Below are 13121 nucleotides of genomic sequence, written 5' to 3'. Positions count from 1 at the left end.
TTTACGAGGACAGTCACTTTAAGCCCAGTACTCAGTTGAAATCTAGAGGAACAAATTTAAATGGACAGTCAAATTTAAATGGACAGTCACTACATTTAAGTGCCCTTGCAGCACAAAATTTTTTGTCTACACTTTAGTTACAGCTAATGCATTTCAAATTATCAGTTCAAGGAGTGGACGATGGCTTTAGCAAGGAAGCGGCAAATCTGTTTGTCGAACACCAAGTATTACCATTGTGTTTCCCGTTGCGTTAGACGCGCTTATCTTTGTGGAGAAGACGCACTCACAGGTAAATCATATGAACACCGTCGAGGGTGGGTTGAAGAACGCCTACTTTTTCTTGCAAAAGTGTTTTGTATTGATGTGTGCGCTTATGCGGTGATGAGTAACCATACTCATGTTGTGCTTTATGTTGATGATAAAAAAGCAAATAGGTTATCTGATAAGGCCATTCTTTTACGTTGGTTTAAGCTCAGTAAAGCAACACCTTTAGGTCAAAAATTTCTTCATGGTCAGCCTTTAAGTGACGGCCAACAAGTCTTCTTAAATAAAGAGGTTGCAGAATACAGAGCGCGCCTTTCGAGTATTAGTTGGTTCATGCGAATGCTTAATGAATATATAGCCAGACGGGCAAATAAAGAAGACGAGTGTACGGGTCACTTTTGGGAAGGGCGCTTTAAAAGCCAAGCACTCCTTGATGAACCTGCTCTATTAGCATGTATGGCCTATGTTGATTTAAACCCTGTTCGTACTAAAGCTGCGAGCACGCCGGAGCAATCGGACTATACCAGCTTTAAAAAGCGATGCCAGAGCGTGAAGGAGTCAAAGCAACCTAAATTACTAGCTCGGTTTGTTGGTGGCATGAGTAAGTATAAATCAAAGGGTATACCTTTTGAGTTAAAGTCATACCTGTTACTAGTGGAGCAAACTGGTCGTTGTATTTGTTCGGATAAGCCCGGATATATAGAGCATCATTTACCTCCAATTCTTGAAAGGCTGAATTTCGAACCGGAAAAATGGTTAACGCTCACAACACAGTTTGAAAATTTATTTCATGGAGCTGCAGGTCGAGTCGGGGCTATTGAACGTTATTGCAGTAAAACTGCTCGTAAGCGACGAAGTAACCTAACAAGCTGTAAGTTATTACTTGCTGGCTAATTTATATGTAATTTAGAGTAGAGCTTTCAAATCACTGCTTTCGGTATACATTGAGATATTTAAAATGACAGAATTACGCTTCAAAAGCATGGGGTTCGTTTAACTCTTTCTATAAAACCACATCTTTTAAGTTTAAAGACAGAAAAAATTCAGTAATCCCCCTTTTAATTTAAATATTTGCCAATTTATAGATGCCTGTCTTGCAATGTCAGCCTTTTTAACAGTGACTGTCCTCTTAGAGTTGCCAGTAAAAATCATTAATCTTTAAATGAGCGGTGTAGGTTGGACTTTAATTTTTATCAACTGGGCGTTTTTTCAGTTACATAGCGTTGAACTAAGCGATAGTATGGCGGTCTGAAAGTACCTATAAAAATGAATATTGAAAACAACAGTAGAGGATCAGACTAAGATCCTATATTATTGTTAACATCATTAACAAAAACGACATATAAAAATGGGAGTTTTATGCAGTTAGTCGATTTAAATCCACAAGATCCAGAAGTAGTACACGTGTTTTCTGATATAGACCGACTCATAAACTCATTATATCCTGTTGCCACCGCTCAATCCTTAAGTGTTGAAGAACTTGCTGAACCCAATGTATATGCTATTGGCTTGAAAAATGAAGATGGTATTGTTGCTTGCGGTGCTATCGTGATGCAAGAAGGCAATCCTCCATATGGTGAAATCCGCCGCCTATATGTAAAACCAAGCTACCGTGGTAAAGGGTTATCACGTAGAATTATGCAAATACTCTTGCATCATGCTGGTGAGCAGCAAATTCCGTTGATCCGATTAGAAACAGGTCCTAAGCAAACAGAATCAATCAGCTTATACGAAAACTTAGGTTTCAATCGTTGTGGTCCGTTTGGTAATTACAGTGAAAACCCACAAAGCTTATTCATGGAGTTAGGGCTTAACCAGTAATTTAGCTAATAAGCCATGTTTTAGTGAGGACATCATAATTTTTAAATACTCCTTACAAATCATGTGCTTTGCTATTGCTTTGTTGATTGCTGCCTGTGGGGATAAATCACAGGAATCCATTACTACTCAGCGTAAGCAAGCCGACCTTACGGTTGGTAGTACGAAGATCTACTTAAACTCATGTCATTCACTCACTGGTGTCTTCAATCATAATGGCACCATAAGAACAAAAGTAATCCTTACATTTCCTACACGTCCTTTGAGTGTTTGCAACAATAAGCAATCACAGCTGAATTTTGATGGTACTTATCTTACAGTAAAAATTTGCCGTACTGCTTTTGGCGCAGGAGGGTGTGGTGTTGAAAAATATCGCACAACAGACTTCGAAAACTGGCAAGAGTACATCGGTATTACGTGGCATGACAATGAGCAATTTGAAGCGTGGAGGCAACTAGGGTCAAACTCTTCAAAAGCTGATGACATCACAAAAGTAGTGCCTGTCCACTGAAATAAAGATGGATTTCACTAACATATATTTTTGCAGTGACTGTCCTTTTAAAAATTGCTCATTTGCCATGTTGAGTGCCTGTCCATCTAAAGGAATTTTAAAATCTAACAACTAAATTAAACCCTAATAAAATTTGGGGGTTATCGATTAGTTTTTCACATCAAAAATCACTCGTTACGAGTAAAAATTCTTGTTGGACTTGAATCACTATTTTTCTTTTAATGCGCGGCAACAACCCTTGCCGAATTCGGCACTACTAAAATAAAAGAGAAAGATAGATGAAAGAGACAACATCACTAGAACAAGCTCGCACGAGTTACAATGTTCGTCATTGGAGCCAAGGTTTCTTTGGTATTAATGATCAAGGTGATGTGTATGTTGCGCCAAAGGCCCATGCCCCAGAGCAAACCATTGCACTAATCGATATCGCACAGCAATTACAAGACAAAGGCTTAAGCTTGCCTGCGTTGGTTCGTTTTCCACAAATTTTACATCATCGTGTACATAGCTTATGTCAGGCATTTAACACGGCGATTGAAAATTATGGTTATCCGAAAGACTATTTGCTTGTTTACCCAATTAAAGTAAACCAACAGCGTGAAGTTGTTGAAGAAATTGTTGCAAGCCAAGCTGATATTGAAAAGAAGCAATTGGGTCTAGAAGCGGGCAGTAAACCTGAGCTATTGACTGTATTAGCAATGGCAGAAAAAACCAGTGCTGTCATTGTGTGTAATGGCTACAAAGACCAAGAATACATTCGTTTAGCACTGATTGGCGAAAAGCTAGGCCACAAGGTTTACATTGTTCTCGAAAAACTATCTGAGCTAGACATGGTGCTTAGCCAAGCTAAAGAGTTAAACGTAAAGCCGCGCATTGGTATTCGCGTACGTTTAGCGTCGCAAGGTAAGGGCAAATGGCAAGCAAGTGGTGGCGAAAAATCAAAATTTGGTTTGTCGGCATCGCAAGTACTCAGTGTGGTTAATCGCCTTAAAGCGTCTGATCAACTTGATCTGATCCAACTTGTACACTTTCACTTAGGCTCGCAAATGGCAAACATCCGCGATGTTCGTTTAGGTGTGAGTGAAGCTGCGCGTTTTTACTGTGAATTACGCAAGTTAGGTGCACAAATTGATTGCTTAGATGTTGGTGGCGGTTTAGCGGTAGATTATGACGGTACTCGTAGCCAGTCACATAACTCAATGAACTACAGCCTGAGTGAATACGCTAATAACATCGTATACACCATTGGTGATACCTGTAAGTTATATGAGCAGCCAATGCCGCGCATTATTTCTGAGTCAGGTCGTGCGTTAACAGCTCACCATGCTGTATTGATTTCGAATGTTATCGGCACCGAAAGCTATGTACCAGAAGACATTCAAGCCCCAGCCGCTGATGCACCACTATTATTAAAAAACATGTGGACATCATGGCAGCAGTTAAGTGATGACAATGACGACCGTGCATTAATCGAAATTTATCATGATAGTCAAGGCGATTTAGCTGAGGCACATAATCAATTTGCACTTGGTTTGTTAGATTTAACAGAGCGAGCATGGGCGGAGCAAGTTAACTTACGTGTATGTTATGAACTTAACAAACATATGGATAACAAAAACCGTTTTCATCGCCCGATTATTGATGAATTAAATGCGCGTTTAGCCGATAAGTTTTTTGTGAACTTTTCATTGTTCCAGTCATTACCGGATGCATGGGGTATTGACCAAGTGTTTCCTGTTTTACCGTTAAGTGGCTTAACAGAAGCACCACAAAAGCGTGCCGTTTTACTTGATATTACGTGCGATTCAGACGGTGCGATGGAGCACTATGTTGACGGTCAAGGTATTGAAAGCACATTACCTGTGCCAGCATTTAGCGAAGAAAAACCGTATTTAATGGGCTTTTTCTTAGTCGGTGCGTACCAAGAAATTTTAGGTGATATGCACAACCTATTTGGCGACACGCACAGTGCAATTGTGAAAATGGATGAGCAAGGTCAAGCGCAAATCACCGAAATCAACGAAGGTGATACCGTTGCTGACATGATGCGTTACGTACATTTAGATGTAGAAAGCTTCCAGCAATCTTACGCCCAGCTGGTGGCGGCAAAACTGCCAGAAACTGAACAGCAAAGCGTATTAGATGAGCTGCAAACTGGCTTAAATGGTTACACTTATTTAGAAGAGTTATAAGCAATGTCGACATTGTTTGACCACACAGATCATTCATTATATTCAAACGGCATGACGTTTTTACGTCAGCCGATGGTGCAGAACATCACAGCAATCGATGCCGATGTAGTGGTGTTAGGTTTACCCTTTGATTTGGCGACCTCAGGTCGCCCTGGTGCACGTTTAGGCCCTGACGCAATTCGTCGTGCCTCAGTGCACCTAGCATGGGAAGAAACCAAGTACCCTTGGACGTTTCCGTTGTTTGAGCGTTTAAAATTAGCTGACGCAGGCGATTTTACTTACCCAGTAGGTGACCCAGAATATTTTACCGCGCAGTTAGAATTAGCCGCTGAGCAAATTCTTCGTCAAGGTAAAACATTATTGGGCTTAGGTGGTGACCACTTTGTGACTTTGCCGTTACTGCGTGCCCATGCAAAGCAACACGGTAAAATGGCATTAGTTCATTTTGATGCCCACACAGATACTTACAGCAATGGCTCGCGCTATGATCACGGTACAATGTTTTATCATGCGCCGATGGAAGGGCTAATTGATGTTGATCACAGCATTCAAATCGGTATTCGTACTGACTTTGATCAGAGCAAACATGAGTTTGCAGTGATTGACGCAATGGCTGCAAATGATTTACCTGCACAAGATATCGCTGAGCAAATCAAAGCGCGCGTGGGTGACTTACCTGTGTATTTAACCTTTGATATTGACTGCCTAGATCCTGCATTCGCTCCAGGGACAGGCACACCAGTGTGTGGTGGCTTAACCAGCGATAAAGTACTTAAAGTTCTTCGTGCATTGAAGGGCATTAATATGGTCGGTATGGATGTAGTTGAGGTATCACCATCTTATGATCAAAGTGAACTAACAGCGATTGCTGCAGCGACCATTGCTAATGAGTTATTACACTTATGGGCATTGAAGCATAAATACTAAATGAGAGAGACAAAGAGCGCCATTAGGCGCTCTTTTTTTGATATTGGATGAAGCAATTATGCGCTTCGTACATCAACCTTTAACTTCAGTTTTTGCCCAGGTTGAATGTATTTTTGCCCAGCTAATGAATTCCATTTAATTATATCTTCTACAGACACATTAAACTTAGCGGCAATGCGTGCTAATGAGTCACCTTGGCGAACCTTATAAGTAATGGTGCGCTCTTTGATTTGCGTTGCTGCAAGTTGTGACTTTTCTTCTTTGTACACAGTGAGCTTTTGACCAACACGCAGAACAGCGTCTTTTTTAAGCTTATTCCATGTTGCAAGTTCAGCTATAGTGACATCGTACTCACGGCTGATATCCCACAATGTATCGCCACTGGCCACTTTATGGCTAAGTTTTTTACGTGTTACTTTATTAGCCGCCATACGCACTGATTTTGGTAAATGCTGGCTATTTATCTCACCGTCGCTTAATGGCACAAGTAATTGCTGACCAACACGAATAGTATTCGATGAAAGCTTATTCAGGGTTTTAATCGCGTTTGTGCTAGTTGAAAACTTCTTCGCAATCACAGATAAACTGTCGCCGCGAGCTACCACATATTGCTGCCAGCGTAGGCGGTCTTTTTGCTCGGTTTTAGCTAGTTTGTCAGAAAATGCTTCAACTTTATCAGACGGTAATAATAAAAAGTGTGGGCCATTCGGATCTGTCGCCCAGCGATTAAAACCTGGGTTTAAACGATAAAGCTCCGTTAAACTAATATCTGCCATATCAGCAGCAAGTGCTAAGTCTATTTGGCTTCCTACATTAACCGCTTCAACAACTTGAGCATTAATAATTGGTTGCCACTTAACACCAAACTCATCGCTGCGTTTAACTAGATCAGACAGGGCTAACAGTTTAGGTACATACGAGGTGGTTTCTTTTGGTAAATCAAGCGACCAAAAATCCGTAGGTAAATGTTTTTTACGGTTCTTTTTAATCGCACGCAGTAAACGACCTTCACCTGAGTTATAGGCCGCAATGGCGTTTAACCAATCGCCTTCTAAGGTTTTGTGTAAATATGATAAGTAATCAAGCGCTGCACGGGTTGATTGCACAATGTCACGGCGACCGTCATACCACCAGTTTTGTTTTAAATCGAAACGTTCACCAGTTTGTGGCATAAATTGCCAAATACCAGAGGCACTGCGGTGTGAATAACCAAATGGATCAAACGCACTTTCAACAATAGGTAAAAGCGCAATTTCGATTGGCATTTGACGCTTTTCGACTTCTTCTACAATAAAGTATAGGTAAGGCTCAGCACGCTTAGAGATACGATCTAAATAGGCCTGATGACGGGCATAATAGTTACGCTCAGCAACAACTGGGCGGTTTTGTGGCACATCAATCGAAAGCTGATAACGAATACGCTCCCATACATCATCAAATACAGGAGGCGGCTCATCAATATCGGTTAATTGTTGATATTGAGCGTTAATCATCAATGCATCATTGATATCGCTCGGACTTGCGCCGTCTAATTGTTGCTCAACATTATTGCTTGCAACATCTGTACTTGCTGAATCAGAAGCTGTTAATTGACAGCCACTTAAAATCAGCGCAAGTGATAAAACTAAAGGAGACTTATACATATATACCCATACATCAGGTAAAAAAACTCGGCGAATATTACCTGCTCTGAGAACATATTGCCACTTTATGACCAGTTTATGTCAGCTTATTATTGCAAGATGCTGATCTAAATATACAAAATTGTAACTACCGGTGTTTACGTTTTTTTAAAACTTATCTTTCCAGGCTCTGAGACCTGCAAAGCGTTGCCAAGGTTCATTCAGATCTAAACTAATTTTTAGCTCATTTGGTAGCTCATCAGTAATCGTTACTACGTTGCTGCGCAAAAATGGATTTATTTGTTTTTCAACACCTAATCGAGTTGGCAAGCTTATTTTGCCGCTTTCTCGCAGTCTATCTACTTTATCACTGTAGCTGAGAAGGTATTCGTTATTTGGTTCAACCGCCTTTGCAAAAGCTAAGTTAGCCTGCGTGTATTCATGAGTGCAGTAGATTTTACACTCATCGGGCAGAGCTCTTAATTTACAGAGCGAGTGCCACATTTGCTCAGCGCTGCCTTCAAATAATCGTCCGCAGCCAGCACTGAATAAGGTGTCGCCAGTAAAACTTAATTCATCATTAATGTAACAAACATGGTCTAGGGTATGACCAGGTGTCGCAAGCACGGTAAAGGTGTAATTATAAACAGTGACTTTATCCGCTTCTGATACGCCATGAGTAATACCTTTAAAGGGACTGTGTCTTGGCCCATAAACCGGAATATCACGAAATTCCTTAACCAGTGCAGCCACGCCATCGGTGTGATCATAGTGGTGATGGGTTATCAAAATACCCCGAAGTGTTAAGTTATGTTCGCTTAGATAGTTTAAAACAGGTTCAGCTTGACCGGGGTCGACGACCCAGGCTGTTTGCTCAGCTTCATTGCTGATGCACCAAATGTAATTATCAGAAAAGGCTTTAATTGCTTTAACTTGCACCATGTTTAATTGCTCTATAAAGTGACAGTTAACAAACAGTATAACGAGCTCAGAAAATGAAACCAGCCCTTAGTTTTCAAGAAGGTCCTAAGCCATACACTTGGCAGCAGTTCCCTCATGGTGACTATTTACGTGCTGAAATTGAACGTAAGCTAACACCATGGCTGCCACGTATGTTTGGCTATCACATGCTAAAACTTGGTAATTTAAGTGGCGAGCTGGCAACCAGTGAAAGTCCTATAAAGCATCAAGTTTGCGTAGCTGAGCAGGGGTTATTTACTGGTGTTATTGCTGATGTAGACGAGTTACCTTTTTATGAGCACAGTGTTGATGCTTGCATATTGTCGCATTGCTTAGAATATCATTCTGATCCGCACCATATCTTACGTGAAGCGCATCGTACTTTAATTCCCGGTGGTTACATCGTGATCACAGGTTTTAACCCGTTTAGCTTGTGTGGATTGGCGCAGTTATTACCTTTTAGCCGCCAAAAGCTACCGTGGACAGGGCGCTTTTTCACACCATCGCGAGTAAAAGATTGGTTGAATCTATTGGGTTTTGAAATTATTTCGGATGAGCGATTTATCCATTCATCGCTTGCAAGAGGTAACCGTTTATCGCGTTTTGCTGCGTGGCGCAGTTTTGGTCAACAATATTTAAAGCCAATGGGCAGTGTGTATTTGCTGGTGGCTCGAAAACGTGTGGCCCCGCTTACACCAATTAAACCTAAATGGCATGCAAGGCCGCAATTTTCGCCGGTAAAAGGAGCAGGGCTCAGGCAAACATCAAAGCAGCACTGTGAGCGGGATGGCTAAATAGTGTTGTTGCGTATCTGTTTTGCTTGGGTACTGACCTGCACGAATATTTAATTGAATAGAAGGGTGCAACAGCTTTGGTACTGCTAAGGTTGCATCGCGGCCTTCCCGAGTTTTAATAAAACGTTGCTTATCGCCTTTTAAATGAATGTTTTGCTCGCGCTGCTCTTTAACCGTGGTTTTGTTCGCCAGCGGGCGGCCATCAGGTTGGTAGTCATGACACATCCAAAGTAGCGTATCGTCAGGAAACGCTAAAATTCGTTGTAGTGAATCATATAGCTCACCGGCACTGCCTCCTGGGAAATCACAGCGGGCTGTGCCACTGTCTGGCATAAAAAAGGTGTCGCCAACAAATACATTGCCATCAATGTGAAAACACACGCTGTCAGGGGTGTGGCCCGGTGTGGCAATCACATCTACCGTGTAATCACCTAACTGAAATTGTGCTTTATCAGCAAACAAAGCATCAAAAGGTTCACCATTACATGGCATATCAAGATTATAAAGCTGGCTAAAGTGCTGTTGCACTTGAGTGATCCCTTCACCCGTGCCGAGCTTACAAGGGTGTGTGTCTTGTAATTGCTGCTTTATATAACTTGCTGCAGTGATATGGTCTGCATGGGCATGGGTTTCAAGGAGCCATTGCAATGTCAGCTGCTCGGTCTTTATATAGCTGATGATCTCATTGGCGGTGGTAAAACTTAACTCACCACTTGGCATATCAAAATCAGCGGGCGCATCAATCAATAAGCAATTTTTAGTGCTTTCGCAACATACTAAGTAGCAGAGTGTGGCGCTTTGTTGATGAAAAAAAGAGTGAATGCGCAGAGCCATAATGAATCCTTTATATTTCGTTATAGCCAAATCTTATAACATATAACAAAAATATAAAACGGCCTGCGCCAAGTTTCTTTCAAGGAGCTTTTAATTACCGTCGTAACCTGTGTCTTCAAGTAATTGATCGCTGCCAGCTGCTTCGCGGGCAAGATCGTCAACAATCTCATTGTATTTATTACCGCTATGGCCTTTTACCCAGCGCCATTCTACGCTGTGTTGTTGGCAGGCAGCATCGAGTCGTTTCCATAAATCGACATTCTTAACTGGTTTTTTAGCTGCGGTTTTCCAGCCGCGTTTTTTCCAATTTTCTACCCATGACTCAATACCTTGTTTCACATATTGGCTATCGGTTGTCAGAATGACATGACAAGAGCGGGTGAGGGTTTCTAGTGCAACGATAGCTGCGAGCATTTCCATCCGATTATTTGTTGTTAGGGTATAGCCTTGACTTAATTGCTTCTCGTGGCCGTTGTATCGCATCACGATGCCATACCCTCCAGGCCCTGGATTTCCTAAACATGATCCATCGGTGTAAATCTCTACGGTTTTCTGCACTGTTTTACCTTGATATTGTGTACAATAAAGTGAATATAGAAAGATACCAGAGTCAGGCTTAAGACGATATGGCACATAGACAAATAGTTTTAGATACAGAAACCACGGGTATTGACCCAAAGCAAGGCCACCGCATCATTGAGATCGGTTGTGTTGAACTTGTAAATCGCCGTCTTACTGGCAACAACTTTCATGTGTATATCAATCCGCAACGTGAAATAGAAGAAGAAGCAATAGACGTACATGGTATCACCAATGAATTTTTGCGTGATAAACCTTTGTACCACCAAATTGCCCATGAGTTTTTAGAGTATATTCGTGGTGCAGAGCTTGTTATCCATAACGCAGCGTTCGATATCGGCCACATGGACAATGAGTTTGCATTGTTAAATCAAGGTTTTCCGAATACTGCCGATGTATGTAGTGTACTTGATACATTAAAAATGGCGCGTGACTTGCACCCAGGTCAAAAGAATAACCTTGATGCGCTTTGCCGCCGTTACGATATTGATAACTCAAAGCGTACGTTACACGGCGCATTACTGGATTCCGAGATCCTAGCTGATGTTTACCTGTCAATGACCGGTGGGCAAGTAAAGCTGAATCTTAATCAAAATAAAGATGAAGGCTCAACTCAACAAATGGGTGGTATTCGCCGACTAAGTGCAGATAGAGCACCGCTTGTGGTATTAAGAGCAACAGAACAAGAGCACGCCGCTCACGAAGAGCGTTTAGACTTGGTTGCAAAGGGTGGCCAATGCCTATGGCGTACAGAATAAGGTAATAAAATGAGAAAACAGCTGCTAGCAGGATTAGTGTGTTTAATTCCCTTCACGGGATTTGCCAACGAGCAAGATAAAATAACCCCATTAGAACGTGATGGGGTGCAAAATGAAATTCCCCTGCTAGAGAACCGTTTTCGTATCGATCATAAAATCGATAAAGTTACCTTACTCTTCTTTCGTAAGCGCGGTGCCCCAGCTGTGGTGTTAGTTCGCCCTGATGGTACTAAGTATTACGCGACTGACTCAGTTAAAAATAATGACCTCGATTGGCATGATGAACTGAGCTATGACTTGATCACCATTAGCAATCCTATGCCTGGCCCTTGGCAAGTGGTCGGCAGTATCTTGCCAGATAGCCGTATTATGGTGCTGGGTGAAATAGAGCTTAATGTTGATCCACTCCCGCCTATGCTGTTTCGTGGTGAGACTATAAAACTGACGGGCCGTGTATTAAATGACGGTGAACCGATTAAAGTTGGCCAGTTTCGTGATGTAATCAGTTTGCATGTTGATTTTGTCAGCACTAATAACAGTGATTTCGCAAACTTTGGTGCTGGTACGCAAAGTGTCACTGACTTTAAAGATGATGGCCGTGGCTTTGATGAGCGTCCGCTTGATGGTGTATTTACCGGTGAGTTTAAGCTGGTCTTTCCGGCAGGAGAGTGGCAGCCAGAGCTTTATATAGAAACGCCTATATTAAAGCGTACCGTAGTACAAAAGCCAATTGTGGTGCATGAACCGCCTTTTGATTATGAAATAGCACTTGCTGAGCAAGATGAAGATGATCATATTTTAACAATCTCGCTGAACCCTGAAATCGTCAAACCTGAAACCGTGCTCATTCAAGGGAAAATTTATTACCCAAATAATGAAGAGCAAATGTTCTCTTTAGATGCAGATAAATCGCAAACACGGGAACTGGCCATTAAAAATTATGATTGGGGGCGATACAGTGTTGAGCTTTCTGTATTTGGTAGCAATATAAATGACCGTGAATTTATGGCTACGTTACCGACGTATAAATTTGAAATTGAGCGACCAATTGAAGCTGTACCAGAAATTGTTCGCCCTGAAATCGATTTAGAAGCGCAAGCGGAGCAACAACGAATTATTGAAGAAGAACAAAAAGCGTCCACCATGCTCATGGTGATCTTAATTGTTGTTGGAAATTTAGCCGTACTTTTATTGGGTTGGCTAGCAATTAGAATTTTTGTTCAGAAGAAACCACTGAAATTTAAATTTTCTTTACCGTTTTTAAAGAAAAAAAATCAAACCGAAAATGATGAGCAAGCAACGAATGAAAATGAAGTTGGCAAAAATGGCTCAAAAAATGACAAATCAGGTGAAATTTTAAACCTTTCGATGTCAGATGACTAAAAAACCTGTAAAAATACAAAAAACCCCTTGACGAACTAGAGGGTGATTCGTATTATTCACGCCGCTGTCAGGGGAGACTCAGTCAGCAACGAAAATGTGGAGTGGTAGTTCAGTTGGTTAGAATACCGGCCTGTCACGCCGGGGGTCGCGGGTTCGAGTCCCGTCCACTCCGCCAATTTTCGACAATTTGTAAGTATGCGCTGGAGTGGTAGTTCAGTTGGTTAGAATACCGGCCTGTCACGCCGGGGGTCGCGGGTTCGAGTCCCGTCCACTCCGCCAATTACTTGCACAACTTATGGTTGTAAAACATTTTCCTTTGCGGAGTGGTAGTTCAGTTGGTTAGAATACCGGCCTGTCACGCCGGGGGTCGCGGGTTCGAGTCCCGTCCACTCCGCCAATAGGAAAAATAAATAGCATTAGATACTGCGGAGTGGTAGTTCAGTTGGTTAGAATACCGGCCTGTCACGCCGGGGGTCGCG

At 41.9% G+C, this 13121-nt stretch carries 12 protein-coding genes and 3 tRNA genes; 11 read left to right on the top strand and 4 right to left on the bottom strand.

Translation table 11 applies throughout. The annotated features are described in order from the left end of the window. The first annotated feature begins 180 nt into the window (after window positions 1–180). The 5 genes from NH153_RS17055 (at window position 181) to speB (ending at window position 5712) form a co-directional block, all read left to right on the top strand. Window positions 181–1158, top strand: a complete 978-nt coding sequence (locus tag NH153_RS17055; protein WP_063706062.1) for a transposase — start codon at window positions 181–183, stop codon at window positions 1156–1158. A 465-nt stretch (window positions 1159–1623) separates the two neighbouring features. Beyond that, the gene (locus NH153_RS17050; RefSeq protein WP_063706060.1) at window positions 1624–2085 is read left to right on the top strand and encodes a GNAT family N-acetyltransferase; all 462 of its coding nucleotides are present in this window, start codon (window positions 1624–1626) and stop codon (window positions 2083–2085) included. 61 nt (window positions 2086–2146) lie between these two features. Continuing rightward, the gene (locus tag NH153_RS17045) at window positions 2147–2593 is read left to right on the top strand and encodes a hypothetical protein (protein ID WP_063706057.1); all 447 of its coding nucleotides are present in this window, start codon (window positions 2147–2149) and stop codon (window positions 2591–2593) included. 278 nt (window positions 2594–2871) lie between these two features. Further along, on the top strand, window positions 2872–4785 hold the full coding sequence (speA, locus tag NH153_RS17040) for a biosynthetic arginine decarboxylase (RefSeq protein ID WP_063706054.1): 1914 nt from the start codon (window positions 2872–2874) through the stop codon (window positions 4783–4785). A gap of 3 nt (window positions 4786–4788) precedes the next feature. Beyond that, window positions 4789–5712 carry an agmatinase gene (gene speB, locus NH153_RS17035; RefSeq protein ID WP_063706052.1) on the top strand — a complete coding sequence of 308 codons (924 nt, stop codon included), beginning with the start codon at window positions 4789–4791 and terminating at the stop codon, window positions 5710–5712. A 56-nt stretch (window positions 5713–5768) separates the two neighbouring features. Here speB and NH153_RS17030 read toward each other — a convergent pair whose 3' ends face one another. Further along, the gene (locus NH153_RS17030) at window positions 5769–7355 is read right to left on the bottom strand and encodes a LysM peptidoglycan-binding domain-containing protein (RefSeq protein ID WP_063706050.1); all 1587 of its coding nucleotides are present in this window, start codon (window positions 7353–7355) and stop codon (window positions 5769–5771) included. Between the two features lie 147 nt (window positions 7356–7502). Next, on the bottom strand, window positions 7503–8276 hold the full coding sequence (gene gloB, locus NH153_RS17025) for a hydroxyacylglutathione hydrolase (protein ID WP_063706048.1): 774 nt from the start codon (window positions 8274–8276) through the stop codon (window positions 7503–7505). A gap of 53 nt (window positions 8277–8329) precedes the next feature. On the opposite strand from gloB, the gene NH153_RS17020 reads away from it, so the two are divergent. Continuing rightward, entirely contained in the window at window positions 8330–9088 is a 759-nt protein-coding gene (locus NH153_RS17020; RefSeq protein WP_063706046.1) for a class I SAM-dependent methyltransferase, read from the top strand. Here the strand turns inward: NH153_RS17020 and NH153_RS17015 are convergent. Next, entirely contained in the window at window positions 9059–9922 is an 864-nt protein-coding gene (locus tag NH153_RS17015; protein ID WP_063706044.1) for an MBL fold metallo-hydrolase, read from the bottom strand. The two genes, NH153_RS17020 and NH153_RS17015, sit on opposite strands and share 30 nt — an antisense overlap. Before the next feature lie 90 nt (window positions 9923–10012). Further along, complete coding sequence (gene rnhA, locus NH153_RS17010) at window positions 10013–10480, bottom strand: ribonuclease HI (protein WP_063706042.1); 468 nt, start codon at window positions 10478–10480, stop codon at window positions 10013–10015. 68 nt (window positions 10481–10548) lie between these two features. Between rnhA and dnaQ the strand changes: the two genes are divergently transcribed. From dnaQ to NH153_RS16985, 5 genes are all read left to right on the top strand, one after another. Beyond that, window positions 10549–11259: a DNA polymerase III subunit epsilon gene (dnaQ, locus tag NH153_RS17005; RefSeq protein WP_063706040.1), complete on the top strand. Its 711-nt coding sequence runs from the start codon at window positions 10549–10551 to the stop codon at window positions 11257–11259. Window positions 11260–11268: 9 nt separating this feature from the next. Further along, complete coding sequence (locus tag NH153_RS17000; RefSeq protein WP_063706038.1) at window positions 11269–12642, top strand: TIGR03503 family protein; 1374 nt, start codon at window positions 11269–11271, stop codon at window positions 12640–12642. A 98-nt stretch (window positions 12643–12740) separates the two neighbouring features. After that, window positions 12741–12817 (top strand) — tRNA-Asp (locus NH153_RS16995). 27 nt (window positions 12818–12844) lie between these two features. Beyond that, window positions 12845–12921: transfer RNA gene (locus NH153_RS16990), tRNA-Asp, on the top strand. Between the two features lie 41 nt (window positions 12922–12962). Further along, window positions 12963–13039: transfer RNA gene (locus NH153_RS16985), tRNA-Asp, on the top strand. Window positions 13040–13121 lie beyond the last annotated feature (82 nt).

The sequence above is a fragment of the Pseudoalteromonas gelatinilytica genome, from assembly GCF_001641615.1.
GTDB lineage: Bacteria > Pseudomonadota > Gammaproteobacteria > Enterobacterales > Alteromonadaceae > Pseudoalteromonas > Pseudoalteromonas gelatinilytica.
This window is presented reverse-complemented; position numbering and strand designations above follow the sequence as displayed.

What these genes read in the sequence shown, in the direction of transcription:
- NH153_RS17055 (WP_063706062.1), top strand. Translation starts at nt 181, where the DNA reads ATGGCTTTAGCAAGGAAGCGGCAAATCTGTTTGTCGAACACCAAGTAT.
- NH153_RS17050 (WP_063706060.1), top strand. Translation starts at nt 1,624, where the DNA reads ATGCAGTTAGTCGATTTAAATCCACAAGATCCAGAAGTAGTACACGTG.
- NH153_RS17045 (WP_063706057.1), top strand. Translation starts at nt 2,147, where the DNA reads ATGTGCTTTGCTATTGCTTTGTTGATTGCTGCCTGTGGGGATAAATCA.
- speA (WP_063706054.1), top strand. Translation starts at nt 2,872, where the DNA reads ATGAAAGAGACAACATCACTAGAACAAGCTCGCACGAGTTACAATGTT.
- speB (WP_063706052.1), top strand. Translation starts at nt 4,789, where the DNA reads ATGTCGACATTGTTTGACCACACAGATCATTCATTATATTCAAACGGC.
- NH153_RS17030 (WP_063706050.1), bottom strand. Translation starts at nt 7,355, where the DNA reads ATGTATAAGTCTCCTTTAGTTTTATCACTTGCGCTGATTTTAAGTGGC.
- gloB (WP_063706048.1), bottom strand. Translation starts at nt 8,276, where the DNA reads ATGGTGCAAGTTAAAGCAATTAAAGCCTTTTCTGATAATTACATTTGG.
- NH153_RS17020 (WP_063706046.1), top strand. Translation starts at nt 8,330, where the DNA reads ATGAAACCAGCCCTTAGTTTTCAAGAAGGTCCTAAGCCATACACTTGG.
- NH153_RS17015 (WP_063706044.1), bottom strand. Translation starts at nt 9,922, where the DNA reads ATGGCTCTGCGCATTCACTCTTTTTTTCATCAACAAAGCGCCACACTC.
- dnaQ (WP_063706040.1), top strand. Translation starts at nt 10,549, where the DNA reads ATGGCACATAGACAAATAGTTTTAGATACAGAAACCACGGGTATTGAC.
- NH153_RS17000 (WP_063706038.1), top strand. Translation starts at nt 11,269, where the DNA reads ATGAGAAAACAGCTGCTAGCAGGATTAGTGTGTTTAATTCCCTTCACG.